The following is a 21,677-nucleotide window of genomic DNA, read 5'->3' as shown; positions in this document are numbered from 1 at the left end:
GGTGGCCCCGACGATCGCGATCGCGCGGTCTGCCACGGCGGTCACCGAGGTCGCGATCTCGTCGAGCGCCTTGACCGCGGCAGTCACCAGATCCACGCCGCTGACCACGTGCCCGCCGCTCTCCTTCAGCAGCCGCTTGATGTCCCCGGATGCGTCGCCGGCGCGGCGGGCGAGCATGCGGACCTCCGCGGCGACCACGGCGAACCCCCTGCCCTCCTCCCCGGCGCGGGCCGCCTCGACGGCGGCGTTCAGGGCCAGGAGATTGGTCTGGAAGGCGATCTCGTCCATCAGGCCGATGATGTCGGCGGCGCGCTTCGACGACTGCTCGATCCTGTGCATGGCGGCCACCGCGTCCTCCGCCACCTGTCCGGCCGAGTTGGCGAGCGCCCTCGCCTCCTCGACCGAGCGGGTCACCTCGGCGGCGCTCTCCGCGTTGCTGCGGACGGAGGCCGTCAGTTCCTTCATGGCCGACGAGGTCCGTTCCAGGTGCTCGGCCTGCTGCTCGGCGCTGCCCGACAGGTTCCGGCTGCCGTCCGCGATGTCGCCGGCGGTGCCGCCGATCCGGTCGGCGGCGTCGCCGATCTCGGCCACGATGCGCTGCAGGCGCTCGGCCATGTGGTTGGTGTTGGTCTTGATCGTGGCGAAGACGCCCTCCAGGTCCTCCTCGATCCTGCGCTCCAGGTCGCCCCGGGAGATGGCGGAGAGGACGCCGTCGATGGCCGTCAGGCTGGTGCTGACCGTGGCCGTCAGGGCATTGATCCCGTTGCACAGCCGGCCCATGGCGCCGGCGCGGTCGGCGACCACCAGCCGCCGGCCGAAGTCGCCGTGCGATGCCGCCTCGACCAGGTCGGCGATGTCGTGCTCGGCCTCGGCCAGGACGCGGTCGCGCTCCGCCATGTCGGCCACCGAGCGGTTGATCACGTCGGCCACGGCGCGGTAGCAGCCCTTGAGGCCGGTCAGCGTCACCCGGCGGTAATAGAGCTTGCGGCTGGCATGGTCCATGGCGGCCCCGACCTCGCGGCTGAAGCAGTCGGCGAGGTCGAGCACGTCGTTGACCCGGACGAAGAGCCGGCCGAGATCGCCGCCCTCCTCCACCCCGGTGATCCGGCGGTCGTAGTTGCCGGCGGCGGCCTCGGCGCAGATTTCGTCGGCGCGCCGGATCGCCCGCTCCACCCGTCCGGCCAGGACCAGGATGGCGAGCGCGGCCCCCAGCACTGCGGCGAGCGGCGCGGCGCTCCACCAGCCCGGCAGGGCCCCGGAAGCCAGGAGCGGCAGCAGGGCGCCGGCGGCCCCGGCGGCGGCGATGGCGCCCGCCAGCGCGCGGATCCTAGAGAGAGAGGATGAACGCGTCATAGCCGGTCCCCTTCCGCTCCATCGCTTCGAGCAGCAGCGCCGTGGAGGCCGTCATGCCGTCCCGCCGGCCGCCCGCCGACTCGGCGGCGAGCATCCTGCCGTACAGCGGCTCGACCGCGGCGATGGCGTCGCGCCTCGCCCAGCGGCGGAAGGAGTGGTAGCCGGTGATCGCGCCGGCCATGTCGAAGCTCGGCGTGACGTGGGCGAACACCCAGTAATGGTCCCCGTCGCGCGCCATGTTCTTGACGTAGGCGAAGATCTCCCGCCCGGAGGCGATCGTCTCCCACAGCAGCTTGAACACCGCGCGCGGCATGTCGGGATGGCGGATGATGCTGTGCGGCTGGCCCAGCACCTCGGCCTCCTCATAGCCCGCGATCCTGAGGAAGACGGAATTGGCGTAGGTGATCCGGCCCTTCAGGTCGGTCTTGCTGACGATGATTTCGTCCTCGCCGAACGTCCGTTCGCGCCCGGTCGGGGCGGCAATCGGCCTCGCCATGCGGTGGTCCCCCTTGCTGCAGGGACAACCCTATACCCCATGTCGGCCATACCACGTTTGATCCAGGTCAACCCGCCGGAACCGGGCGTCGGTCAGACCGGCTCGAACAGGCTCGCCGGCATGGTCAGCGAGATCCGCGCGCCGACTTCCGGGGCGGGGGCACCGTCTTCCGGGCCGTCCTCCGCGACCGCCGCCTCGTCGAGGGCGATGCGGGCGCCGAGCTGGTCGACCAGGGCCGCCATGACGGCGGGGCCGAGCCCGTATCGCCCCCCGACCAGGGGCGGTCCCGCGCCGGGGTCGCGGTCGAACTCGAAACTCAGCCTCAGGCCGCCCGACTCGGGCTCGACCCGCACCATCAGGCCGCCGCCCGTCCGGGCCGGCGCTCCCTCGGCCACCGTGAACAGGATCTCGGCGATCACGAGCCCGAGCGGCCCCGCCATGTCCAGCTCCAGCGCCAGCGAACCGATGTCGGCCCGGCGCACCAGTTGGCGGCCGGCGTCGAAGTCGCGGACCAGGCTGTTGCACAGATCGACCAGATAGCCGTCGAACCGGACGCTGGTGATCCGGCTGGGGCCGAGCAGGTTGCGGAACAGCAGGCCCAGCCCGTCGATCCGCTGCTGGGTCCGGCGGTAGCCGTGCTTCAGGTCGCCTTCCGGCATGCCCAGCGTCTGCAGGTACAGCACGGTGCTGATGACCTGCAGGTTGTTGCGCACGCGGTGGTGCAGCTCGCGCAGCAGCACCTGGCTTTCGGCCAGGGCGTCGCGCAGCGCCGCCTCCATGTCGCGGCGGGTCGTGATGTCGTGGGTGACCATGGAGAAGCCGGCGAGGCGGCCGGCATCGTCGCGCATCGCGGTCACCAGGATGTCGGCCTGGAAGCGGGAGCCGTCCTTCCGCACGCGGACATGCTCGCCGTGGACGCTGCCGTCCGACGCCGCCAGGGCCAGCATGGCGCCGACGCCCCCCGACGCCCCTTCGCCCTGCGGCACCCCGATGCCTGCGGCGGGGTCGAGCACCCCGGCGGGTTGGCCCAGGATCTCCGATTCGCAGTAGCCCAGCAGGCGCTCCGCCCCGGCGTTCCAGCTGGTCACCAGCCCGGCCGGGTCGAGCATCACGATGGCGTAGTCGCGCACTCCCTCCACCAGCAGGCGGAAGCGCTCCTCGCTCTCCCGCACGGTCTGTCGGTGGATCACGAACTGCTGGGCGCGCAGCCGCAGGAGGTTGCGGGCGCGGGTCTGGAACTCCCAGGGATCGACCGGGCTGAGGATGAAGTCGGTCGCCCCGGCCTCCAGCGCCTCGCGCCGGATCTCGTGGTCCTCGTAGGCCGTGACCACGATCACCGGCACGTCGGCGGTGCCGGGATGGCCGCGCAGGGCCCGGATGAACCCCGCCCCGTCCATCAGGGGCATCTTGAAGTCCGTGATGACCAGGTCGGGCACCGTCCGCCGGCAGGCATCCAGGGCTTCCACGGGATTGGGAAAGGCGGACACGTTGATGTCGTCGCCGACCGAGGACGCGAACTTGGTCAGGATTTTCCGATTGACGCTGCGGTCGTCGATGATGAAGACCTCGGCGCCCATGATGGCGACCCCCGTTTCGGAGACGGAAACCCTCAAGAAACTCACCGTAACGTCTTTTCCCCAAAACGTGGCGCCCTGGCCAGGGCGGGTACTCGCATATCCCGACAATCATTCCCGGAGATCCGGAACCGCTGACGGGCAAGTCCGATGGCTGCTCTCTCTATAAAACTTTACTGAATGTAAATACGACATTCAGCGCAATTCTTACGGCGACAAATCTAGAGCGACACCACCAATAAATCAAAGCCCGCATGCATACGCGATAGATACAATTAACCGTTTCTTAGGTTTGTACCCCAAAATAATGGGTGAGAGACAGCCCACCCTGGACCTTGGCGAACGCGGATCTGACCGGCTGACGCCTTGCATACTGGAAGCGATGGAGAGAGTCATGCTTGAGCAGATTAGCGGCCACCTTCTCAATTCGGTTAAAATTGAAAAGCCCGCCACTGTCCCGGAGCAGCCCCGGCGCGCCCCGCTTCAGCTGGACCGCCAGTTCCGCGAACTCGATATCGACTTCGACGCCGGCACCGGCGTCTTCTGGTGCCGTTTCCGCTTCAGCGACAGGCCGAGCTTCACCCCGGGCGTCCTCCGGGAGCTGCGCCGGGTCCGCCAGATGCTGGCCTCGCGCGGCGACGCCGCCGAGCCGCAGGTCAAGTACGTGGTGCTGGGATCGCGGATGCCGGGCGTCTTCAACCTGGGCGGCGACCTGGGCCTGTTCGCCCAGCTGATCCGCCGGCGCGACCGCGAGGCGCTGACGACCTATGCCCGGGCCTGCGTCGCCGAGATCCACGCCAATTCGGTGGCGCTCGACCTGCCGGTGATCACCATGTCCCTGGTGCAGGGCGACGCGCTGGGCGGCGGGTTCGAGGCGGCGCTGTCGGCCAACGTCATCGTGGCCGAGCGCAGCGCCAAGTTCGGCCTGCCCGAGGTGATGTTCAACCTGTTCCCCGGCATGGGCGCCTACAACTTCCTGGCCCGCCGGAGCAGCGCCGCGGTCGCCGAGAAGCTGATCATGAGCGGCCGAATCCACACCGGCGCCGAGCTCTACGACATGGGCATCGTGGACGTCCTGGCCGAGGACGGCGAGGGCGAGGAGGTCCTGCTCGACTATGTCCGCAAGAACAGCCGTCGCCACGCCGCCCATCGGGCGATCTACCAGGCGCGCCAGCGGGTCAACCCGATCACCCTGCAGGACCTGAACGACATCACCGACCTGTGGGTCGATACCGCGTTGACGCTGGACCCGACCGACCTGAGGATGATGGAACGGCTGGTCGCGGCCCAGGACCGCCGCCGCGCCCGGACCGGATCGGCCCCGGACGAAGACCTGCGACTCGGCGGCGTCGGCGACTGATCCCCCGTCGGTCCCCCGTCAGTCCGTGGTCCCCGGCGCCGGGACCGCACTCCCCGACCGCCGCCCCGCCCCCACCGCCAGCAGATAGGCCCCGACGGACAGCACCACGGACACGGCCATCACCAGGATCATGGGCATCTGGTCGTCGTCCTTAAGGTAACCCACCGCCACCGTCGCCAACGCACCCACCGACATCTGGAGAAAGCCCAGCAGGCCCGACGCGGCGCCGGCCACCCTCGGGTTGACGCTGATCGCGGCGGCGATGCCGCTCGGCATGCTGACGCCGTTGCCGACGGCGACGATGCACATGGGGAGGAAGATCGCCAGCGCGTCGAACAGGCCCAGCAGCCCGAGCGCGCCCATCATCGACACGCCCGCCAGGTTGACCAGGGTGCCGCCCAGCACCAGGCGGCGGGCGCCCAGCCGTGTCGCCATCCGAGCCGCGATGAAGCTGCCCAGCGCGTAGCCGGCAGAGACCAGCACGAACAGGGTCCCGTACTCGCTGGGCGGCCGCCTCAGCAGGTCGATCATGATGTAGGGGGCGCCGGCCAGGAAGGCGAAGAAGACGGCCGACGCGAAGGCCGTGTTCAGCGCGTACCCCAGGAACTCCGGCGAGCGCAGCAGCGCCGCGTAGCCGATCGCCATGCCGACCGGCCCGGGCAGCGGCTGGCGCCGGAAGTTCGTCTCTCGTAGGGACCCAAGGCTCCAGAGCCACACCGCGGCGCCGCACCCGAGCACCAGCAGGAAGCTGGCCTGCCAGCCGAACCAGACCTCCAGGAAACCGCCCAGCGCCGGGGCGACCGCGGGCGCCACCGCCATGGCCATGGTGATGTAGGCCAGCATGCTGGCGGCCTTGTCGCGCTCGTAGACGTCGCGGACGATGGCGCGGCTCAGCACCATGCCGGCGCAGCCGCCGACCGCCTGGGCGATCCGGCCGGCGATCAGCATGCCGATCGTGGGCGCCAGCGCGCAGACCAGGCTGGCCGCCACGAAGACGCTCAGCCCCGCCAGCAGCACCGGACGGCGGCCGAACCGGTCGGACAGCGGCCCGTAGATCAGCTGGCCGCAGGCGATGCCGATCAGGTACAGGGTCAGCGCCAGCTGGGCGGTGCCGTAATCCGTCTCGAACACCCGAACGAGTCCGGGGATCGACGGGATGAAGATATTGAGCGCCAGCGGCCCGATCGCCGTGATGGCGATCAGGATCGCGATATGCGGCGGCCGGCCGGCGGTGGCCGGAGGCGTGGCTGTCGTGGAGGCGGTCATGACCGCAAGGGTAACCCGCCCCGGCCGCCTGCCAACCTTCCTCAGGACATGGCTGGATTGCGCGGTTTCCTCGGCGGCAGAGGGAACAGATCGGCCGCGACACCCGCGCCGTCGGCGTCCAGCCGGTCCGGACCGGGATTGTCGTAGACGACCAGCACCGCCGGCGGCTCGCCCGGCCGCTCGAACAAAGTCGCCCCCTCGGCATGGTCGAAGCCGATGCCGTGGGGGATGTCCATCACCCGTTCCAGCCGGGTGCGCGGGATTACCGTCTCCTCCCGCTGGTTCCAGGCGTCGTGCCAGCGGTACAGGACCACAGGCCCGTCCAGGTCCATGGTCGGCCCGGCGAGGATCAGCAGGTCGTCGCCTTCCAGCGACAGCTCGCGGATGCCCAGCCCGTCCAGGTCCAGGAAATGCTTGCGGTAACGCTCGCCATCGGGGCCGATCCGGCGCAGCTTCAGGCCGGCGGCCTTGCCGACGCTGCCCTTTTCCGTGACCTCCAGCTCCAGGAGGACCGCCCAACCGCGCAGCACCGGCCCGCGCATGCCGAGGAACACCCGGTCGCCCCGCGCGGAGATGCCCTCCACGTCGAAGCCGTTGTCCTTGGACGGGATCGCCATGAAGCGGCCGAGATGCTCGTCCTTGCGCAGCGCCTTGGACAGGGCGTTGGAACCCTTGGCGTCCATCTTGAGGCGGCCGGCCCTCAGCTCGGCGCCGCCGTCGCTCGACGGCGCGGTCCGGGCCAAGGCATGGACGCCATCCTCCGTCTCGCGGACCAGGGGGATTCGGCCGAGCAGGTAGCGGTTCGGCTCGCATTCCACCCGAGTCAGCCGCTCAAGCGCCTCCTCGACCCCCTTGTCGTCGGGATCGGGCTTCTTGCGCTTCAGGCTGTGCGAGCCGCAGATCCAGAGATAGTCGCCGTCCACCGACAGCCCCTCGATGTCCACCTCTCCCTCGACCGGCAGGTCGAAGAAGTCGGCCAGCCGGTAGGGCGTGTGGCGGCCGAAGGTCTGCCAGTCCTCGGTGGTCAGGCGCTCGATCGTGGCGGTCTCGTCCGACGCGGTCCAGAGGCAGCGGCCGGACTGCTTGACCACCGACAGATCGTTGCGGATCGCCTCCTCGACGCTCCCGCCCAGTCCCTCGTGGTGGTGGAAGTCCAGCATGATCCGCTGCGGCTTCGGTGTCTGCTTCTTCGCGGCCATCTTTTTCTTGTCCCTGCCTGCTCGTTGCCTTCCGGGAAGAGTGCGGGGGCGTGCGATCCGGGGCAAGGGGGGAAGTGGGGCTGGCCGTGGCTCCGCGGTCACGCCATGGCGAAGATCGTATCCGCCCGCGCCAGCAACTGCTCCGTAGCGACGCCGGCGAGATGGACGATACTGCCGCCGCCCAGGTCGATCAGGGTCGATCCGCCAAGGGAAACGGCACTTTCCAGAACCTCCGCCACCGGCCTGTCGAACACCAGCCGATCGCGGAGGACGTCGAAGTCCGTCACGGTGTCGGCTCCTCCGCCGGGGGCGAAGATGAAGGTATCGGCACCCGGTCCGCCGGTCATGACCGAACCGCCGAAGCCGCCGGTCAGCCGGTCGTTGCCCGAACCGCCGGACAGGAAGGACCGGCCCAGCCCGCCGTGAAGCTCGTCGTCGCCGGCCTCGCCGTACAGGGTATCGTTGCCGGTGCCGCCGAAGAGACGATCGTTCCCGGCGCCGCCGAACGCGATCAGGTCGGGCGTCGGCCGCAGGACCCAGCTTCCGTGATGGACGAAACGGAACCCCCCTTCCGTGGCATAGCCCTGGCTGACGACGAGGCTTTCGGCATATTCGACCCAGGCGTTGTGGCCGGATTCATACCCCATCCGCGGGTCCAGGGTCCGCGTCGCCGGATCCCAAGCCCAGTTGTCCCAGACGGCGAACGGGTCTGCCTTCAGGCTTTCCAGCGTATCGCTCATGCTTGACGAGTCGAACCGGAAGCCGGCCGGCGGTCCGGCGAACCCCAGCGCCGGGGACAGGCTGTCGAACGTGACCGTTCCGGTCGCCGTGCTCGGCCGGCTTCCGGCATCGGGCAACTCGTCGCCGGCATCGTACCTCATCCACTCGAAGGAATTTCCCGGCGCCGGCGCCCAGTCGAACACCATCCGCGTCGCCGCCGCGATCACGTCGCCGCCGGCGCTTCCGAACTCGATCACGCTGCCGCCCATCCGGTAGCGCATGGCATCACCTCCCCGATCGGCCGCCGGCGAATGCTCCGGCAACCAAAGCATCGGTCGGATGCCGTTTACGAGGGATGAACGTCAGTCCCGCAACCGGAAGCGATGGAAGCTGCTTCGAAACGATCGGTCTCTCCGCCCTGCAATTCCGGGTGGTGCGCTGTCACTGCCGATTTCTCCTGTCCGAGCGCCCTGCGGATCTACGGTTCCAACCACGCCCAGGCACCCGTCGCCGCATACGATTTCGGGGTGGATTAGTCCGGAACGGACTGGGGCCCAATGCCCAATACAAGTTTTCTTGTATTTTTTTCATTTCCAGATCGGCTTGCCGTGCAGCGGGATGCCGTAGCTGTCCCACTTGCGGGTGACCTCCTCGACCACCTCGTCGGTCATGCGGAGCTGCTGGCCCCACTCGCGCTTGGTCTCCGGCGGCCACTTGTTGGTGGCGTCCAGGCCGACCTTGCCGCCGAGGCCGCTTTCCGGGCTGGCGAAGTCCAGGTAGTCGATCGGTGTGCCTTCCACCACGGTGATGTCGCGGGCCGGGTCCATGCGGGTGGAGACGGCCCACATCACGTCCTTCCAGTCCCGCGCATTGATATCGTCGTCCACGACGATGACCCACTTGGTGTACATGAACTGGCGCAGGAACGACCAGACGCCCATCATCACCCGCTTGGCGTGGCCCGGGTAGGCCTTCTTCATGGACACCACGGCGATGCGGTAGGAGCAGCCCTCCGGCGGCAGCCAGAAATCCACGATCTCGGGGAACTGCTGGACCAGCAGGGGGATGAAGACCTCGTTCAGCGCCTCGCCCAGCACGCTCGGCTCGTCGGGCGGGCGGCCGGTGAAGGTGGAGAGGTATATCGGGTTCCGCCGCATGGTGATGGCGGTGACGTGGAAGACCGGGAACGGCTCGACCGCGTTGTAATATCCGGTGTGGTCGCCGTACGGCCCCTCGTCGCCGAACTCGTCCAGGCTGACCAGCCCCTCGATCACGATCTCGGCCTGGGCCGGGACCTTCAGCGGGATGGTCTTGCAATCGACCAGCTCGACCTTGCGGCCGCGCAGCAGCCCGGCGAACTGGTATTCCGACAGGGTGTCCGGCACCGGCGTGACGGCGGCCAGGATGGTGCCGGGGTCCGCCCCCAGCACGGCGGCGGCCGGCAGGGGCTCGCGCTTGCCCGACGCCGCCCAGCGCCGGTGGTGCTGGGCGCCGCCCCGGTGCTTCAGCCAGCGCATCAGCGTGGTGTTCCGGCCGGTCACCTGCATGCGGTAGATGCCGAGGTTGAAGTCGTCCTCGCGCTTCTTGCCCGGTCCCTTGGTCACGACCAGCGGCCAGGTGATCAGGGGAGCCGGCTCGCCCGGCCAGCAGCCCTGGATCGGCAGCCGGCCCAGGTCGATGTCGTCGCCCTTCAGCACGACCTCCTGGCAGGGCGCCGAGGACACCGTCTTCGGTTTCATCGACAGCACGGTCTTGGCCAGCGGGATCAGCTCCAGCGCCTCCCGGAATCCTCCCGGCGGCTCCGGCTGGCGCAGGAAGGCCAGCGTCTCGCCGACGCCGCGCAGCTGGTGCGGTTCGCGGTCCATGCCCCAGGCGACCCGCTCCACCGTGCCGAACAGGTTGATCAGGACGGGCATCTCGTAGCGCGACCCGTCCGGCCGGACGACGTTCTCGAACAGCACGGCCGGCCCCTGCTGCGCCAGCAGCCTCGTATGGATCTCGGTCATCTCCAGCACGGGCGAGACCGGCGTCTTGACCCGGACGAGGCGGCCCGAGCGCTCCAGCCGGTCCATGAAATCGCGCAGGGAGGAATAGGGCATCGGATCAGCATCTCTGACGGCAGGAAGGAAAGGGCGGGAAGGAAGTCGGCCTAACATCGGCTTCGCCGCCGCCGCGTCAAGCGGATTGACGAACGGCGCCGGACGCCGCACCGTCGGCGCCATGGCTTCCTCCCCCATCGACCCCGCGGTCCTGGCCCTGGCCTCCGGCTATCCCTACGCGTTCCCGGCCTGCTCCTACCTGTTCCGGGACGGGGCGCAGCACCCGCTTCCGGCCACCCTGCCGGCACTTCTGGCGGATCGCGTGCCGGTGATCGCCTGCGGCTCCAACCGGGCGCCGGAACAGCTCGCGCGGAAGTTCAGGGACTGGCCGCACCCCCTCACCATCCCCGTGCTGTGCGGCAGGCTGGCCGGGTTCGACGTGGTCTATTCGGCCCATTTCACCCGTTACGGCGCCTTGCCGGCCACCCTGCACCCGGCGCCCGCCCCCGGAGCGGTGGTCGAGGTCGCCGTGCAGTGGCTGACCGGGGCCGAGCTGGAGCGCATGGACGCGACCGAGGGGATCGGCGTCAATTACGACCGCCGGGAGCTGGGCGGCATCCGGCTGGAGATCGAGGGGCTGGGCGTGATCGCCTCCGCCGAGGCTTATCTGAGCCGGCGCGGCGCCCTGGCGATCGACGGCCGGCCGGTCGCCCTCGCCGCGATCCCCTGCGCCGGCCGGACCTGGCCCGCCCTGGACCAGCCCGGCGTTCTGGAGGCCGTCCGCGCCCGGCTCGCCCCGGGGAGCGATCTCCACGGATTCATCCACGCCATCGTGACGGACCCGGATTACCGGGCGGAGCAGACGGCGGCGCTGGCGCTGTCGGGCCTGCGCCTGGACCGTCAAGGCTGATTGGCGGCAGGGAAGAGGGTGAGAAGCATATTGACCGCGGCCACCAACGCAGCCCACCAGAGGGTCAGCCTGGCCTCGGTCACGGCGATCTGCAGCAGATCGAGATCGACCAGCATCAGGTACTTGTTCAACGGATCGAACACGATCATGACCAACGGCCCCAGCGTCAATCCATTGGCCGCCAACCCGAAGACCTTATCCCTCGACAGCACCTTGCGGTGCAGGAGCAGACCGAAAAAGACGAAGCTCACGCCGAACAGGAGCGAAATCAGCTCGCCTTTGCCCCAGGGATTCATGATGGTCAGCGGGGTTGCGGAGGCCGCCGCGCTCCGGTCCTCCTGGATCGGGAATCAGGCAAGGTGCGACAGCTTCCATGCGACAAGGCTGCCGAAACCGATCACGCTGACTATGGCCTGATAGACGTCTTCGATGCCGATCGCCCCGGCGGCGACGGCGCAGGCAAGACCACCATATGCCCCGAAGCGGAGCATTCTCAAACCTTTTGCAACAGCCTGCCTGTTCATCGTCCTACCTCCGACTGTCCGCGCCAGCGTCGGGACCCCGAATGTAGCATGACCGCATTTCCCTGCAACCTGCTTCGGGGAGCAGGCGAAAGCGCCGAAACCGCTCTACTCCTCCCCCAGCAGCCGCCATACCGTGGTGTCGCGAACCTCCCTGTCCTCCAGGTCCAGGGAGGTCGGCACGGCGAAGCGGGCCAGCGGCTCCAGGCCGGACTTGGGCAGGTAGGCGCGGCCGGGGTCGCCCAGGATGACCAACGTGCCGCCGCGGGCCAGCCCGCGCAGCCAGGCGATCGCCCGCTCGGCCATGGGCCGCTCGTAGCAGACGTCGCCGGCCAGCACCACGTCGATCCCGGGCAGCGGGCGGCCCACGATGTCTTCGCTGAGCACGTCGAGCGCCACGCCGTTGGCCTCCGCGTTGAGCCCGATGGCCGCGACCGCGAAAGCATCGATCTCCACCGCCGCCACGCGGGCGGCGCCGGCCTTGGCGGCGGCGATGGCGGCCATGCCGCTGCCCGACGCGAAGTCGAGCACCCGGCGCCCCGCCACCAGGCCGGGATCGTCCAGGACGTGGCGGGCCACCGCCCGGCCGCCCGGCCAGGCGAAGGCCCAGTAGGGCGGCGGCAGGTTGCAGGCGGCGAGGCTCGCCTCGGTCGCCTCCCACAGCGGCGTCACCTGGGTCGCCAGGTGAAGCAGGACCTCCGGCAGCAGCGGCGGCGCCGCAAGCTCGGTGTTCGCCCGGATGAAGGCCTCCCGGCCGGCATCGGAGCCGCTGGGGGGAGCGGTGATGGTCATGGCGCGGAGTTGCCCATACGCCCCCGCCCCGCGCAAGCGGAATCGGCGGCTCAGCCGGTCACGGGACCCGGCCTGCGACGATGGCGCCCAGCACCAGCCAGCCGAACCAGCGGTTCGACTTGAACTTGGACAGGCAGTCCGCCGGATCGTCCGGCCGCCAGGTCCCGACCTGCCAGGCGAGCTGGAGCAGCGCGGCAGTAAGCAGGAGCTGGAACCAGACGCCCAGCCCGGCGGCCATCCCGGCCGCGAGCATCCCGCCATAGGTCAGCGTGTAGAACCCGTAGATCCAGATCTTGGAGGCGTCGCCCAGGCGCAGCGCCGTGGACTTGACGCCGATCCGGGCGTCGTCCTCCTTGTCCTGGTGGGCGTAGATCGTGTCGTAGCCCAGCGTCCAGACGATGCCGGCGGCGTAGAGCAGCAGCGCCGGCAGGTCGAGCCCGCCGGTCACCGCCGCCCAGCCGACCAGCGCTCCCCAGTTGAAGGTCAGGCCCAGGAAGGCCTGCGGCCACCAGGTGATCCGCTTCATCAGCGGATAGGTGAAGACCAGCACCAGCGACGCCGCCCCGAGCGCTATGGTGAAAAGGTTGAACTGCACCAGCACCGCCAGGCCGACCAGCATCTGGAACACCAGGAACGCCAGCGCCTGGCGCACCGTCACCTGCCCGCTCGGGATCGGGCGGGTCCGGGTCCGCTCCACCAAGCCGTCGATGTCGCGGTCCAGGATGTCGTTGACCGTGCAGCCGGCGCCGCGCATCACGACGGCGCCGATCCCGAACAGCACCATCATCCAGGGATCGGGCCAGCCCTGGGTCGCCAGCGCCTGGCTCCACCAGCAGGGGAACAGCAGCAGCCAGGTCCCGATCGGACGGTCCAGCCGCGCCAGCTTCAGGTAAGGCCGCACGGCCGCCGGGGCATGGCGGTCGATCCATCCATCGGGCCGGATGTCGGTGAACCCGTCGCGGCGCGGTTCCGCGGCACCGATCGGGGCTGGGGCTGGCGTCATGGGGGGCATCTGTCCGTCGGGCCTGGCCATGGATACGGTAATGTCGGCGCGGGCACTCTAGCCCAGACCGCCGCCGACTTGCACCCGGCGATCGGCTGGAATCGGCGAAAGCGTGCGGCGGGGGGTTGCGGTGGCGTCGGGCCGGCGTGCTACAGTGCCGACGTCCCAGGAGGTCTTATGGCATTCAAGCCCAACTACAACCAGCAGCGCGCCGATCGCAATCGCGCCAAGGAACAGAAGAAGCAGGAGAAGCTTCGCCTGAAGGAGGAGGCCGTCGCCCAGCGCAAGGCTTCCACCGGCCCGGAGACGTCGGATGACGACTCCGACGGCGACCCCGCCGGCGAAGACCGATCCCATGCCGACGTCGAGCCGGGCGGGACCGCTCCGGGCCAAACGTCATAGGCCTATAGAGACGGTGTCGGCAGGTCGATCCGATGCCCTAAAGAAGTCCGTTGACCCTGCATCGCATTGGGAGAGGGGCAATGGCCCGAAAAAAGCAGCCGACCGACAACGCGTACGTCCTGTTCGACGTCGTGTACCAGGATGGCGTCAAGACCTCGAACCGCAAGGTTCCCAGCTCCGAAATCGGGGGGCTGGACGGCGACGAGCCGGCACGCGCCATCATCGAGGCACAGGACCGCAAGATCGCCGAAATGTCCGGCAACCCGCGCGGACCGATCAAGACCATCACCCGGTCCCCCAACCAGTAGGCGGCCCGCCGGAGGAACCGCAGGCGGCGGGCACGCCCGCCGCCGGGCGGCCGGATGTCCTCACCCGCAGGTTTATGGAACCTCGATCCAAGGAAAAAATCCGCTCGCGAGGTCGAAACAGCCTCCCGCCAAGGGCGTAAGGATGGACGAAAGCCGATCGTTTATGTAACGTCGTTCATCGATTGAGTTAAACTAGGTTAACTAACACCTTCCCCGTGAGAAAGCTGGCTTCAAAACACACGATCCTCCTGGCCGCCGCCGGCGCGACGCTGACGGCGACGTCGGCCTGCGCCCAGACTCCGGCCGTCGACTTGGGGCCGAGCGGGTCGATGATCACCCTGGGTGCGGCGGCACTGGCCGGGGTCGTCGGCCTTGCCTGGCAGACCCTCCGGGTTCGCGGCAAGTCGAAGCGCACGGCGGACCTGCTGGGTGAGATAGACCGGCTGGAGGCGCTGCTGTCGGCTTCCCCGGATGCCTGGTGCGGCTGGAGCCCCGACGGCACCTACGCGCTCTCCCCCGGGTTCGCCGGCCTGCTCGGAATCGGGCGCTGCGACCGGCTGGAGGACATCGAGAACGCCCTGGCGCCGAGCGACGCGGCGGCGCTCAACGGCGCCTTCGGCCATCTGCGCCGGACCGGGCAGCCGTTCCGGATCGTCGTCACCACGGCCGACGACGGCCGGGTCCTGGAGCTGAGCGGATCGCGCGGGACCGGTTCCGCGGGCGGGGAGAAGTTCGACGTCCTGTGGGCCCGCGACATCGGCCACATCACGGGCGAGATCACCCGCCAGACCCAGGCCCGCACGGCGGCCCTGCAGACCCTGGAGGAGATCCGCGCGGCGCTTGACCGGGTTCCCTTCCCGATCTGGCTGCGCCGCCGGGACCTGTCGATCGCCTGGTGCAACAAGGCCTACGCCGACGCGCTCGACCTCACCCGCGACGAAGCCCTTGAACGGCAGAGCGAGCTTGTGCCGGCGTCGCTCGACGAGCCGCGCAGGTCGCTCGCCGAACAGGCCAGGGCCGACGGCGCTGCCCGGTCGGAAACCCAGCACCTGGTCATCGACGGCGCGCGCCGCCTGATCGAGATCACCGAGGCCCCCGTGGCCGAGGCCCCGGGGACATCGGCGCCCATGCTGGTCGGCTACGCGCTCGACCTGACGCCCCAGGAAGACCTGCGCCGGGAACTGAACCGCCACATCGCCGCCCACGGGGAAGTGCTCGAACAGCTGGGATCGCCGATCGCGATCTACGGCGCCGATACCCGCCTGCTGTTCTTCAACCAGGCCTATGTCTCGCTCTGGGGCCTGGACGAGGGATGGCTGGAGACCGAGCCGACCTACGGCGAGGTGATGGAGGATCTGCGGGCACGCCGGCGCCTGCCGGAGCATGCCGATTTCCCGCGCTACAAGCGGGAGCAGCTGTCCAAGTTCACCTCCCTGATCGAACCGGCCGAGGATCTGCTCCATCTTCCGGACGGCACGACGCTGCGCATGCTGCTGGTGCCGCACCCCTTCGGCGGCCTGATGTTCATCCTGGAGGACGTGACCAACGCGCTGGCGCTGGAATCCTCCTACAACACGCTGATGGCGGTCCAGCAGGAAAGCCTGGACAACCTGGCCGAGGGCATCGCGGTGTTCGGCGGCGACGGCAGGCTGAAGCTGTCGAACCCGGCCTATGCCCGGATCTGGCGCCTGCGGCCCGAGGACCTGAACGGCGAGCCGCACCTGGTCGAGCTGGTCGAGAGGATGAAGAACTTCTTCGACTTCGGCAACGACTGGGACGGCTTCAAGAACGAGAGCATCGCGAGCACCCTGGAACGGGCCGCGCGCAACGGCCGGATCGAGCGGGCGGACGGTTCGGTGGTCGAGTTCTCCAGCGTGCCGCTGCCCGACGGCGCGGTGCTGACCAGTTTCCTGGACGTCACCGACAGCGTCCGGGTCGAGCAGGCGCTGCGCGAGCGCAACGCGGCGCTAGAGGCGGCCGACCGCCTGAAGGCGGAGTTCATCGCCAACGTCTCCTATCAGCTGCGGACGCCGCTCAACGCCATAATGGGCTTCGCCGAGATCCTGGCGAACCAGTATTTCGGCGAGCTGAACGAGCGCCAGCTGGAATACAGCCGCGCCGTGCTGGACAGCGGCCAGCGCCTGCTGCTGCTGATCAACGACATCCTGGACCTCGCCACCGTCGAGGCCGGCTTCATGGTGCTGGAGCGGGCGCCGGTCGATATCCCGGCGATGCTCGGCAGCGTGCTCAACCTGACCCGCGACTGGGCGCGCAAGCAGAACCTGAAGCTGGAGATCGAGCATGCCGACGACATCGGCACGATCGAGGCCGACGAGAAACGGCTGAAGCAGGCGGTGTTCAACCTGATCAGCAACGCCATCAAGTTCACCCCGCCGGGCGGCAGGATCCTGGTTTCCGCCGAACGGATCGGCGGCTCCTTCGTGCTGGCCGTGAGCGACACCGGCATCGGCATCCCGGCGGCCGACCAGGAGCGGGTGTTCGGCCGCTTCGAGCGGGCCAACCCCCAGGCCCGCCAGACCGGCGCCGGCCTGGGCCTGTCGCTGGTCAAGAGCTTCATCGAGCTGCACGGCGGCCGGGTCGAGATCGAAAGCCGCCTGAACGAGGGCACCTGCATCCGGTGCATCCTGCCGGTCAGGGCCAGCACCGCCACCCAGCCCGCCGGCACGGTGCGCGCGACGACTTGATCGTCGGACAGGGCCGCGTGGGAGAGTGCGCGCACTTCGGGCGGCGGGACGCCGCCCCTCCGCCTCAGTGTCATGGGTCAAGCAAAAAGGGCCTCGGCGATGCCGAGGCCCTTTTTGCTTCATGGTCGGAGTGAGAGGATTCGAACCTCCGGCCCCTGCCTCCCGAAGACAGTGCTCTACCAGGCTGAGCTACACTCCGTTACCCTGGATGTCCGCCGCGAGGCGGCGTGGGCGGGTATATACCGGCTGGGCTGTCCCCGCGCAAGTGCCGAATTCCACGATATCCGGTCCAGCCTGCGGATATTCCCCGAACCGGATCAGAACTCCCGGTCGATGACGAAGTCGATGACGTCCAGCAGGGCGCGCTTCTCCGGCCCGTCGGGAAACAGGCCCAGGGAATCGCGGGCGATGGCACCATAGTGCCGGGCCCGCTCCACCGTGTCGCGCAGCGCGCCGTGCTGGTTCATCATCGCGATGGCGCGGTCCAGGTCGCCCTCGCCCTGCTCCATCTCCTCGACGGTGCGGTGCCAGAAGGCGCGGTCCTCGTCGCTGCCGCGGCGGTAGGCCAGGATCACCGGCAGGGTGATCTTGCCTTCGCGGAAATCGTCGCCCACCGTCTTTCCCAGCCGGGCCTGCAGGGCCGAATAGTCCAGCACGTCGTCGACCAGCTGGAACGCGATGCCGAGGTTGAGCCCGTAGGCGAACAGGGCGTCGGCCTCCACCGCCGGGCGCGATGCCACCACCGCGCCGATCTGGCAGGCGGCGGCGAACAGCTCCGCCGTCTTGGCGCGGATGACGTCCAGGTAGGCCTGCTCGCTGGTGCCGGTGTCGTTGGACGTGGTGAGCTGGAGCACCTCGCCCTCCGCGATCACCGCGGATGCGTGGGACAGGATGCGCAGCACCTCCAGCGAGCCGTCCTCGACCATCAGTTGGAAGGAGCGGCTGAACAGGAAGTCCCCGACCAGCACGCTCGCCTTGTTGCCGAACACGGCGTTGGCGGACGCCAGCCCCCGGCGCAGGTCGCTCTCGTCCACCACGTCGTCGTGGAGCAGCGTCGCGGTATGGATGAATTCGACGCAGGCGGCGAGCGCCTGGTGCCGGATCCCGTCATAGCCGCACAGCTTGGCGGAGGCCAGCGTCAAGACCGGGCGAAGGCGTTTGCCGCCCGCCGCGATGATGTATCCGGCGAGCTGGGGGATCAGCTCGACCGGCGACTGCATCCGGTCGATGATCAGGGTGTTGCAGGCCTTGAGGTCGTCGGCGACCAGGTCCGTCAGCTTATCGAGTGCGTTCACGTCGGGGTTTGATCGTTTCAGGCTGAGGTTGGTGACGACCGCCAATTTGGTCTCCAGCATGGCGTGGCAGGGCACGAATCGCTAGCGAGCATAAGGACAGGACTTCGCTGGTCAAGTGCGCTGTCGAAATCGACGCATGCCAGGCCGCGGCGGCATGCCGTTTCCATGCCTCCTCCGGCGTGCTATTCGCTGGGGAGGACAGGTTCGCCGGTCCGTCTGACCGGCCGTCCCGGGGAAGGAATCATGAAGGAACTCCTGCGCACGGTAGATCCGGTGCTGGTCTCGTGGCTGACGGCCCTGCTGGCCGATGCCGGCATAGAGGCGGTCGTCCTCGACACCTATACCAGCATCCTGGAAGGCAGCATCGGCGCGATCCCGCGGCGCCTGATGGTCGCGGAGGAGGATTATGCCGCGGCCCGCAGGATCCTGGAGGAGACGGGCCACCTTGCCCCCGACTGAAGATGCCCCCGGCCGATAACCCCGTCCCCCACCGGACCGCCGACCGGCTGCTGGGCGGCCGGGTCCTCCTGATGCAGCCCGCCCGGGGCTACCGCGCCGCCATCGATCCGGTGCTGCTGGCGGCGGCGACGCCCGCCTCGGCGGGGGAACGGGTGCTCGACGTCGGCGCCGGCGTGGGCGCCGCGACCCTCTGCCTGGCGTCGCGCGTTCCCGGGGCCGACGTAACCGGGCTGGAGCTTCAGCCCGATCTCGCGGCGCTCGGCGCGGAGAACATCCGCGCCAACGGGCTGGAGGACAGGGTCCGCATCCTGGAAGGCGACCTGCTGGCGCCGCCGGAAGGAATCGCCGCCACGGCCTTCGACCGGGTGATGACCAACCCGCCGTTCCAGGAGGCTGGCACCCATACCCCGCCGCCGGACGGGAGCCGCGCGCTGGCACATGGCGAGGGCGCGGCCGACCTGGCGGCCTGGCTGGACTTCTGCGCCCGCCGGGTGAAGCCGCGCGGCACCCTGACCGTCATCCACCGGGCCGACCGGCTGGACGACCTGATCGCCCTGCTGCACGGCCGGTTCGGCGCGATCACCCTGGTTCCGCTGTGGCCCAAGGCGGGCCGGCCGGCCCGGCGCATCCTGGTGACCGCGCGCAAGGGAGCCCGCAGCCCCGCCCGCCTGATGCCCGGCCTGGTGCTTCACGAGGCCGACGGGCGGTTCACCGGGGCGGCGGAGGCGATCCTGCGCGACGGCGCCGCGCTGGATCTTTGAAATCAGGGCGTCCGCCCCATGTTAAGCGGCATGCTGATCCGCCGTATCATGACCGCCCTCGGTCGCAAGCCCGCCCCCACCGTTTCCGTCCTCCGGCTGTCCGGCGTCATCGGCGCCGGCGGGGCGCTCCGCCCGGGAATCACCCTGGCGGCGCTGGCGCCCGCCATCCAGCGCGCCTTCTCCGTTCCCGGCCAGCAGGCCGTGGCGCTCCAGGTCAATTCGCCCGGCGGCTCGCCGGTCCAGTCCGCCCTGGTCGCGGGACGGATCCGCCAGCTGGCCGACGAGAAGAAAGTGCTGGTCTTCGCCTTCGCGGAGGACGTCGCGGCGTCGGGTGGCTATTGGCTGGCCTGCGCCGCCGACGAGATCTATGCCGATCCCAGCTCGATCATCGGCTCGATCGGCGTGGTATCCGCGGGCTTCGGCTTCCAGGACCTGATCGCCCGCTACGGGATCGAGCGGCGGGTGCACACCTCCGGTACCCGCAAGGCCATGCTCGACCCGTTCCAGCCCGAGCGGGACGAGGACATCGTCCGGCTGAAGGCGATCCAGGCGGAGATCCACGACGCCTTCAAGGCGATGGTCCGCGGCCGGCGCGGCGACCGCCTGAAGGGGACCGACGACGACCTGTTCTCGGGGGAGTTCTGGACCGGCGCCAAGGCGCTGGAGCTGGGGCTGGTGGACGGGCTCGGCGACCTGCGCTCGGTCATGCGCGACCGCTTCGGCGAAAAGGTCAACCTGCGGCTGGTCCATGGCGAGCGCCGCTGGTGGCGCGGCCGCGTCCGGACGGAAGCGGCGCTGCCGCTGCTGCCGGCCGGCGTCGCCGACGACCTGGTGTCCGCCGTGATCGGCGCCGCCGAGGAGCGTGCCATGTGGTCCCGCTTCGGCCTGTAGCGCCGGCCCCCGGGCTGGGCGGCTGCCCGATAAGCCTTGCGGTCATACCGGGGCATGCCGCATAGTCGCGGCCCCGGACGAGAGTCCGGAAAATCTGGCTGGGGTGCCGGTCCGTCGATGGGCCGGCTGAGATCATACCCATCGAACCTGTTCGGATAATGCCGACGAAGGGAGCCCCCCATGACGACAGCGCGATCCATTTCCGATATTTCGACCGGCCCGCGGTCCGACCGCCCCTCGGTCGCCATCGTCGGTGCCGGCGTGGTCGGGCTGGGCATCGGCTGGCGCCTTGCCGCCGCCGGGTGCCGGGTCGAGATCTTCGACAAGGGCGAGGCGGGACGCGGCGCCAGCCATGCCGCCGCGGGCATGCTGGCGGCCGGGGTCGAGGTCGAGCCCGGCGAGGAAGGCCAGCTGCCGCTGAACCGGCACAGCCAGGACCTGTGGCCGGGCTTCGCCGAGGAGCTTCAGGCCGCCTCCGGCATCGATGTCGAGTTGCGCACCGAGGGCACCCTGGTGGTGGCCCTGAACGCCGACGACGTCGCCCGGCTGCGCTTCAATTTCGACCTCCAGAAGAGCCTGGGGCTCGGCCATGAGTGGCTGACCGGGGCGGAGGCCAAGCGCCGCGAGCCCTATCTGCACACCGGCACGGCGGCGGCGATCCTGAGCCCGCGCGACCATCAGGTGGAGAACCGCAAGGTCGCCCTGGCGCTCCGCACCGCCTTCGAGCGGGCCGGGGGGCGCCTGCACGAGAACGCTCCGGTCGAGGAAATCCTGGTCGAGGGCGGGCGCGCGGCTGGCTTGCTTGCCGCAGGCGGCCGGCCGCACCGGGCCGACGTGACCGTGCTGGCCGCGGGCGCCTGGTCGCGGGGGATTCCCGGCCTGCCCGACGATGCCCGGCCGCCGGTCCGGCCGGTCAAGGGACAGATGGCGGCCCTGCGGATGGACCCGCGCGAACCGCTGCTCCGCCATGTCGTCTGGACGCCCGGCGTCTATCTGGTGCCGCGCCGCGACGGCCGGCTGGTGATCGGCGCCACCGTGGAGGAGCGCGGATTCGACACCGACTTGACCGCCGGAGGCGTTATGTCCCTGCTCGAGGGTGCCTGGCGGGCGCTGCCGGGGGTCGAGGAACTGCCGATCGACGAGCTCTGGGTGGGCTTCCGCCCCGGCTCGCGCGACGACGCGCCCATCCTGGGGCCCTCGGCGCTGGACGGGCTGGTCCTGGCGACCGGCCACCATCGGAATGGCATCCTGCTGACCCCGGTCACCGCCGACGCCGTCTCCGACTATATCCTGACCGGGCGGATCGCCGAGGTCATCCGCCCGTTCGGCATCGACCGGTTCGTCAAGAAGGTGGCGCCAGGCCGCCCGCAGAGTGGGAAGGAACTTCCATGACCCGACATGTCCCCCCGCATATCCCCCCGCATATCCAGGTGAACGGCCAGCGCGAGCCGCTGGCGGCTCCGACGCTCGACGCCCTGCTGCGCGGGAAGGGGGTGGTTCCCGGAGCCCGCGGCGTCGCCGTCGCGTTGAACGGCGAGGTCGTCCCCGCCGGCCGCTGGGCCGACACGGCATTGGCCGAAGGCGACGACCTGGAGATCGTCCGCCCGTTCTCCGGCGGCTGAC

Annotated in this window: 22 protein-coding genes, 1 tRNA gene and 1 riboswitch (1 of these 24 only partly in view); of the genes, 10 read left to right on the top strand and 13 right to left on the bottom strand. The window is 69.6% G+C overall.

The features are described 5' to 3' along the window. From JL100_RS36650 to JL100_RS02755, 3 genes are all read right to left on the bottom strand, one after another. Positions 1-1,353 carry the 5' portion of a methyl-accepting chemotaxis protein gene (locus JL100_RS36650; protein ID WP_202683687.1) on the bottom strand. Its footprint begins 195 nt before the window's first position, so only the first 1,353 of its 1,548 coding nucleotides appear in the window; its start codon is at positions 1,351-1,353; its stop codon lies off the left edge, out of view. After that, positions 1,328-1,849: a PAS domain-containing protein gene (locus JL100_RS02760; RefSeq protein WP_202683688.1), complete on the bottom strand. Its 522-nt coding sequence runs from the start codon at positions 1,847-1,849 to the stop codon at positions 1,328-1,330. The genes JL100_RS36650 and JL100_RS02760 overlap by 26 nt, the downstream gene beginning before the upstream one ends. A 92-nt stretch (positions 1,850-1,941) precedes the next feature. Beyond that, a complete protein-coding gene (locus JL100_RS02755; RefSeq protein WP_202683689.1) occupies positions 1,942-3,471 on the bottom strand; it encodes a response regulator in 1,530 nt (509 codons plus the stop codon). 346 nt (positions 3,472-3,817) lie between these two features. On the opposite strand from JL100_RS02755, the gene JL100_RS02750 reads away from it, so the two are divergent. Next, entirely contained in the window at positions 3,818-4,783 is a 966-nt protein-coding gene (locus JL100_RS02750; protein WP_202683690.1) for a crotonase/enoyl-CoA hydratase family protein, read from the top strand. A gap of 18 nt (positions 4,784-4,801) precedes the next feature. Here JL100_RS02750 and JL100_RS02745 read toward each other — a convergent pair whose 3' ends face one another. The 4 genes from JL100_RS02745 to JL100_RS02730 form a co-directional block, all read right to left on the bottom strand. Further along, a complete protein-coding gene (locus JL100_RS02745) occupies positions 4,802-6,049 on the bottom strand; it encodes a multidrug effflux MFS transporter (RefSeq protein ID WP_202683691.1) in 1,248 nt (415 codons plus the stop codon). 41 nt (positions 6,050-6,090) lie between these two features. Beyond that, positions 6,091-7,248 carry a DUF3616 domain-containing protein gene (locus JL100_RS02740; RefSeq protein WP_202683692.1) on the bottom strand — a complete coding sequence of 386 codons (1,158 nt, stop codon included), beginning with the start codon at positions 7,246-7,248 and terminating at the stop codon, positions 6,091-6,093. A gap of 98 nt (positions 7,249-7,346) precedes the next feature. After that, complete coding sequence (locus tag JL100_RS36645; protein ID WP_323378388.1) at positions 7,347-8,249, bottom strand: calcium-binding protein; 903 nt, start codon at positions 8,247-8,249, stop codon at positions 7,347-7,349. Positions 8,250-8,555: 306 nt separating this feature from the next. Continuing rightward, positions 8,556-10,067: a UbiD family decarboxylase gene (locus tag JL100_RS02730; RefSeq protein WP_202683694.1), complete on the bottom strand. Its 1,512-nt coding sequence runs from the start codon at positions 10,065-10,067 to the stop codon at positions 8,556-8,558. Positions 10,068-10,188: 121 nt separating this feature from the next. On the opposite strand from JL100_RS02730, the gene JL100_RS02725 reads away from it, so the two are divergent. After that, positions 10,189-10,917, top strand: coding sequence for a gamma-glutamylcyclotransferase family protein (locus tag JL100_RS02725; protein WP_202683695.1), 729 nt, complete (start codon positions 10,189-10,191; stop codon positions 10,915-10,917). Here JL100_RS02725 and JL100_RS02720 read toward each other — a convergent pair. From JL100_RS02720 to ubiA, 4 genes are all read right to left on the bottom strand, one after another. Beyond that, positions 10,908-11,213, bottom strand: coding sequence for a hypothetical protein (locus JL100_RS02720; protein ID WP_202683696.1), 306 nt, complete (start codon positions 11,211-11,213; stop codon positions 10,908-10,910). The two genes, JL100_RS02725 and JL100_RS02720, sit on opposite strands and share 10 nt — an antisense overlap. A gap of 54 nt (positions 11,214-11,267) precedes the next feature. Next, a complete protein-coding gene (locus tag JL100_RS02715) occupies positions 11,268-11,441 on the bottom strand; it encodes a hypothetical protein (protein ID WP_202683697.1) in 174 nt (57 codons plus the stop codon). A 105-nt stretch (positions 11,442-11,546) separates the two neighbouring features. Continuing rightward, positions 11,547-12,230, bottom strand: coding sequence for a class I SAM-dependent methyltransferase (locus tag JL100_RS02710; protein ID WP_202683698.1), 684 nt, complete (start codon positions 12,228-12,230; stop codon positions 11,547-11,549). A gap of 58 nt (positions 12,231-12,288) precedes the next feature. Next, complete coding sequence (gene ubiA / locus JL100_RS02705; protein ID WP_202683699.1) at positions 12,289-13,233, bottom strand: 4-hydroxybenzoate octaprenyltransferase; 945 nt, start codon at positions 13,231-13,233, stop codon at positions 12,289-12,291. 177 nt (positions 13,234-13,410) lie between these two features. Here ubiA and JL100_RS02700 point away from each other — a divergent pair, with 177 nt between their 5' ends. From JL100_RS02700 to JL100_RS02690, 3 genes are all read left to right on the top strand, one after another. Beyond that, positions 13,411-13,635 carry a hypothetical protein gene (locus JL100_RS02700; RefSeq protein ID WP_202683700.1) on the top strand — a complete coding sequence of 75 codons (225 nt, stop codon included), beginning with the start codon at positions 13,411-13,413 and terminating at the stop codon, positions 13,633-13,635. A gap of 80 nt (positions 13,636-13,715) precedes the next feature. Next, on the top strand, positions 13,716-13,943 hold the full coding sequence (locus JL100_RS02695) for a hypothetical protein (protein WP_202683701.1): 228 nt from the start codon (positions 13,716-13,718) through the stop codon (positions 13,941-13,943). Positions 13,944-14,158: 215 nt separating this feature from the next. After that, positions 14,159-16,648 (top strand): PAS domain-containing sensor histidine kinase, encoded by a 2,490-nt coding sequence (locus JL100_RS02690; protein WP_228421040.1) that lies wholly within the window; start codon positions 14,159-14,161, stop codon positions 16,646-16,648. 122 nt (positions 16,649-16,770) lie between these two features. On the opposite strand, the gene JL100_RS02685 is transcribed toward JL100_RS02690, so the two are convergent. Next, a tRNA-Pro gene (locus tag JL100_RS02685) sits at positions 16,771-16,847 on the bottom strand. Positions 16,848-16,965: 118 nt separating this feature from the next. Beyond that, positions 16,966-17,988, bottom strand: coding sequence for a polyprenyl synthetase family protein (locus JL100_RS02680; RefSeq protein ID WP_456115315.1), 1,023 nt, complete (start codon positions 17,986-17,988; stop codon positions 16,966-16,968). Between the two features lie 198 nt (positions 17,989-18,186). Between JL100_RS02680 and JL100_RS02675 the strand changes: the two genes are divergently transcribed. From JL100_RS02675 to thiS, 5 genes are all read left to right on the top strand, one after another. After that, positions 18,187-18,402, top strand: a complete 216-nt coding sequence (locus JL100_RS02675) for a putative signal transducing protein (RefSeq protein ID WP_202683703.1) — start codon at positions 18,187-18,189, stop codon at positions 18,400-18,402. Positions 18,403-18,404: 2 nt separating this feature from the next. Beyond that, entirely contained in the window at positions 18,405-19,163 is a 759-nt protein-coding gene (locus JL100_RS02670; RefSeq protein ID WP_202683704.1) for a tRNA1(Val) (adenine(37)-N6)-methyltransferase, read from the top strand. A gap of 48 nt (positions 19,164-19,211) precedes the next feature. Continuing rightward, a complete protein-coding gene (locus JL100_RS02665; protein WP_228421039.1) occupies positions 19,212-20,054 on the top strand; it encodes a S49 family peptidase in 843 nt (280 codons plus the stop codon). Positions 20,055-20,143: 89 nt separating this feature from the next. Beyond that, positions 20,144-20,244: riboswitch (TPP riboswitch) on the top strand. Next, positions 20,235-21,446 carry a glycine oxidase ThiO gene (gene thiO, locus JL100_RS02660; protein ID WP_202683706.1) on the top strand — a complete coding sequence of 404 codons (1,212 nt, stop codon included), beginning with the start codon at positions 20,235-20,237 and terminating at the stop codon, positions 21,444-21,446. Its footprint overlaps the riboswitch before it by 10 nt. Beyond that, on the top strand, positions 21,443-21,676 hold the full coding sequence (gene thiS, locus JL100_RS02655; protein ID WP_202683707.1) for a sulfur carrier protein ThiS: 234 nt from the start codon (positions 21,443-21,445) through the stop codon (positions 21,674-21,676). Before thiO ends, thiS begins: the two co-directional genes overlap by 4 nt. Position 21,677: the final 1 nt, after the last annotated feature.

This window comes from Skermanella mucosa (assembly GCF_016765655.2).
GTDB classification, from domain to species: domain Bacteria; phylum Pseudomonadota; class Alphaproteobacteria; order Azospirillales; family Azospirillaceae; genus Skermanella; species Skermanella mucosa.
Note: the sequence above shows the minus strand (reverse complement) of the source record. Positions and strands in the feature narration are given on the sequence as shown.

What these genes read in the sequence shown, in the direction of transcription:
- JL100_RS02720 (WP_202683696.1), bottom strand. Translation starts at nt 11,213, where the DNA reads ATGAATCCCTGGGGCAAAGGCGAGCTGATTTCGCTCCTGTTCGGCGTG.
- thiO (WP_202683706.1), top strand. Translation starts at nt 20,235, where the DNA reads ATGACGACAGCGCGATCCATTTCCGATATTTCGACCGGCCCGCGGTCC.
- ubiA (WP_202683699.1), bottom strand. Translation starts at nt 13,233, where the DNA reads ATGACGCCAGCCCCAGCCCCGATCGGTGCCGCGGAACCGCGCCGCGAC.
- JL100_RS02695 (WP_202683701.1), top strand. Translation starts at nt 13,716, where the DNA reads ATGGCCCGAAAAAAGCAGCCGACCGACAACGCGTACGTCCTGTTCGAC.
- thiS (WP_202683707.1), top strand. Translation starts at nt 21,443, where the DNA reads ATGACCCGACATGTCCCCCCGCATATCCCCCCGCATATCCAGGTGAAC.
- JL100_RS36645 (WP_323378388.1), bottom strand. Translation starts at nt 8,249, where the DNA reads ATGCGCTACCGGATGGGCGGCAGCGTGATCGAGTTCGGAAGCGCCGGC.
- JL100_RS02725 (WP_202683695.1), top strand. Translation starts at nt 10,189, where the DNA reads ATGGCTTCCTCCCCCATCGACCCCGCGGTCCTGGCCCTGGCCTCCGGC.
- JL100_RS02665 (WP_228421039.1), top strand. Translation starts at nt 19,212, where the DNA reads ATGACCGCCCTCGGTCGCAAGCCCGCCCCCACCGTTTCCGTCCTCCGG.
- JL100_RS02740 (WP_202683692.1), bottom strand. Translation starts at nt 7,248, where the DNA reads ATGGCCGCGAAGAAGCAGACACCGAAGCCGCAGCGGATCATGCTGGAC.
- JL100_RS02750 (WP_202683690.1), top strand. Translation starts at nt 3,818, where the DNA reads ATGCTTGAGCAGATTAGCGGCCACCTTCTCAATTCGGTTAAAATTGAA.
- JL100_RS02710 (WP_202683698.1), bottom strand. Translation starts at nt 12,230, where the DNA reads ATGACCATCACCGCTCCCCCCAGCGGCTCCGATGCCGGCCGGGAGGCC.
- JL100_RS02730 (WP_202683694.1), bottom strand. Translation starts at nt 10,067, where the DNA reads ATGCCCTATTCCTCCCTGCGCGATTTCATGGACCGGCTGGAGCGCTCG.
- JL100_RS02745 (WP_202683691.1), bottom strand. Translation starts at nt 6,049, where the DNA reads ATGACCGCCTCCACGACAGCCACGCCTCCGGCCACCGCCGGCCGGCCG.
- JL100_RS02670 (WP_202683704.1), top strand. Translation starts at nt 18,405, where the DNA reads ATGCCCCCGGCCGATAACCCCGTCCCCCACCGGACCGCCGACCGGCTG.
- JL100_RS02715 (WP_202683697.1), bottom strand. Translation starts at nt 11,441, where the DNA reads ATGAACAGGCAGGCTGTTGCAAAAGGTTTGAGAATGCTCCGCTTCGGG.
- JL100_RS02675 (WP_202683703.1), top strand. Translation starts at nt 18,187, where the DNA reads ATGAAGGAACTCCTGCGCACGGTAGATCCGGTGCTGGTCTCGTGGCTG.
- JL100_RS02760 (WP_202683688.1), bottom strand. Translation starts at nt 1,849, where the DNA reads ATGGCGAGGCCGATTGCCGCCCCGACCGGGCGCGAACGGACGTTCGGC.
- JL100_RS02700 (WP_202683700.1), top strand. Translation starts at nt 13,411, where the DNA reads ATGGCATTCAAGCCCAACTACAACCAGCAGCGCGCCGATCGCAATCGC.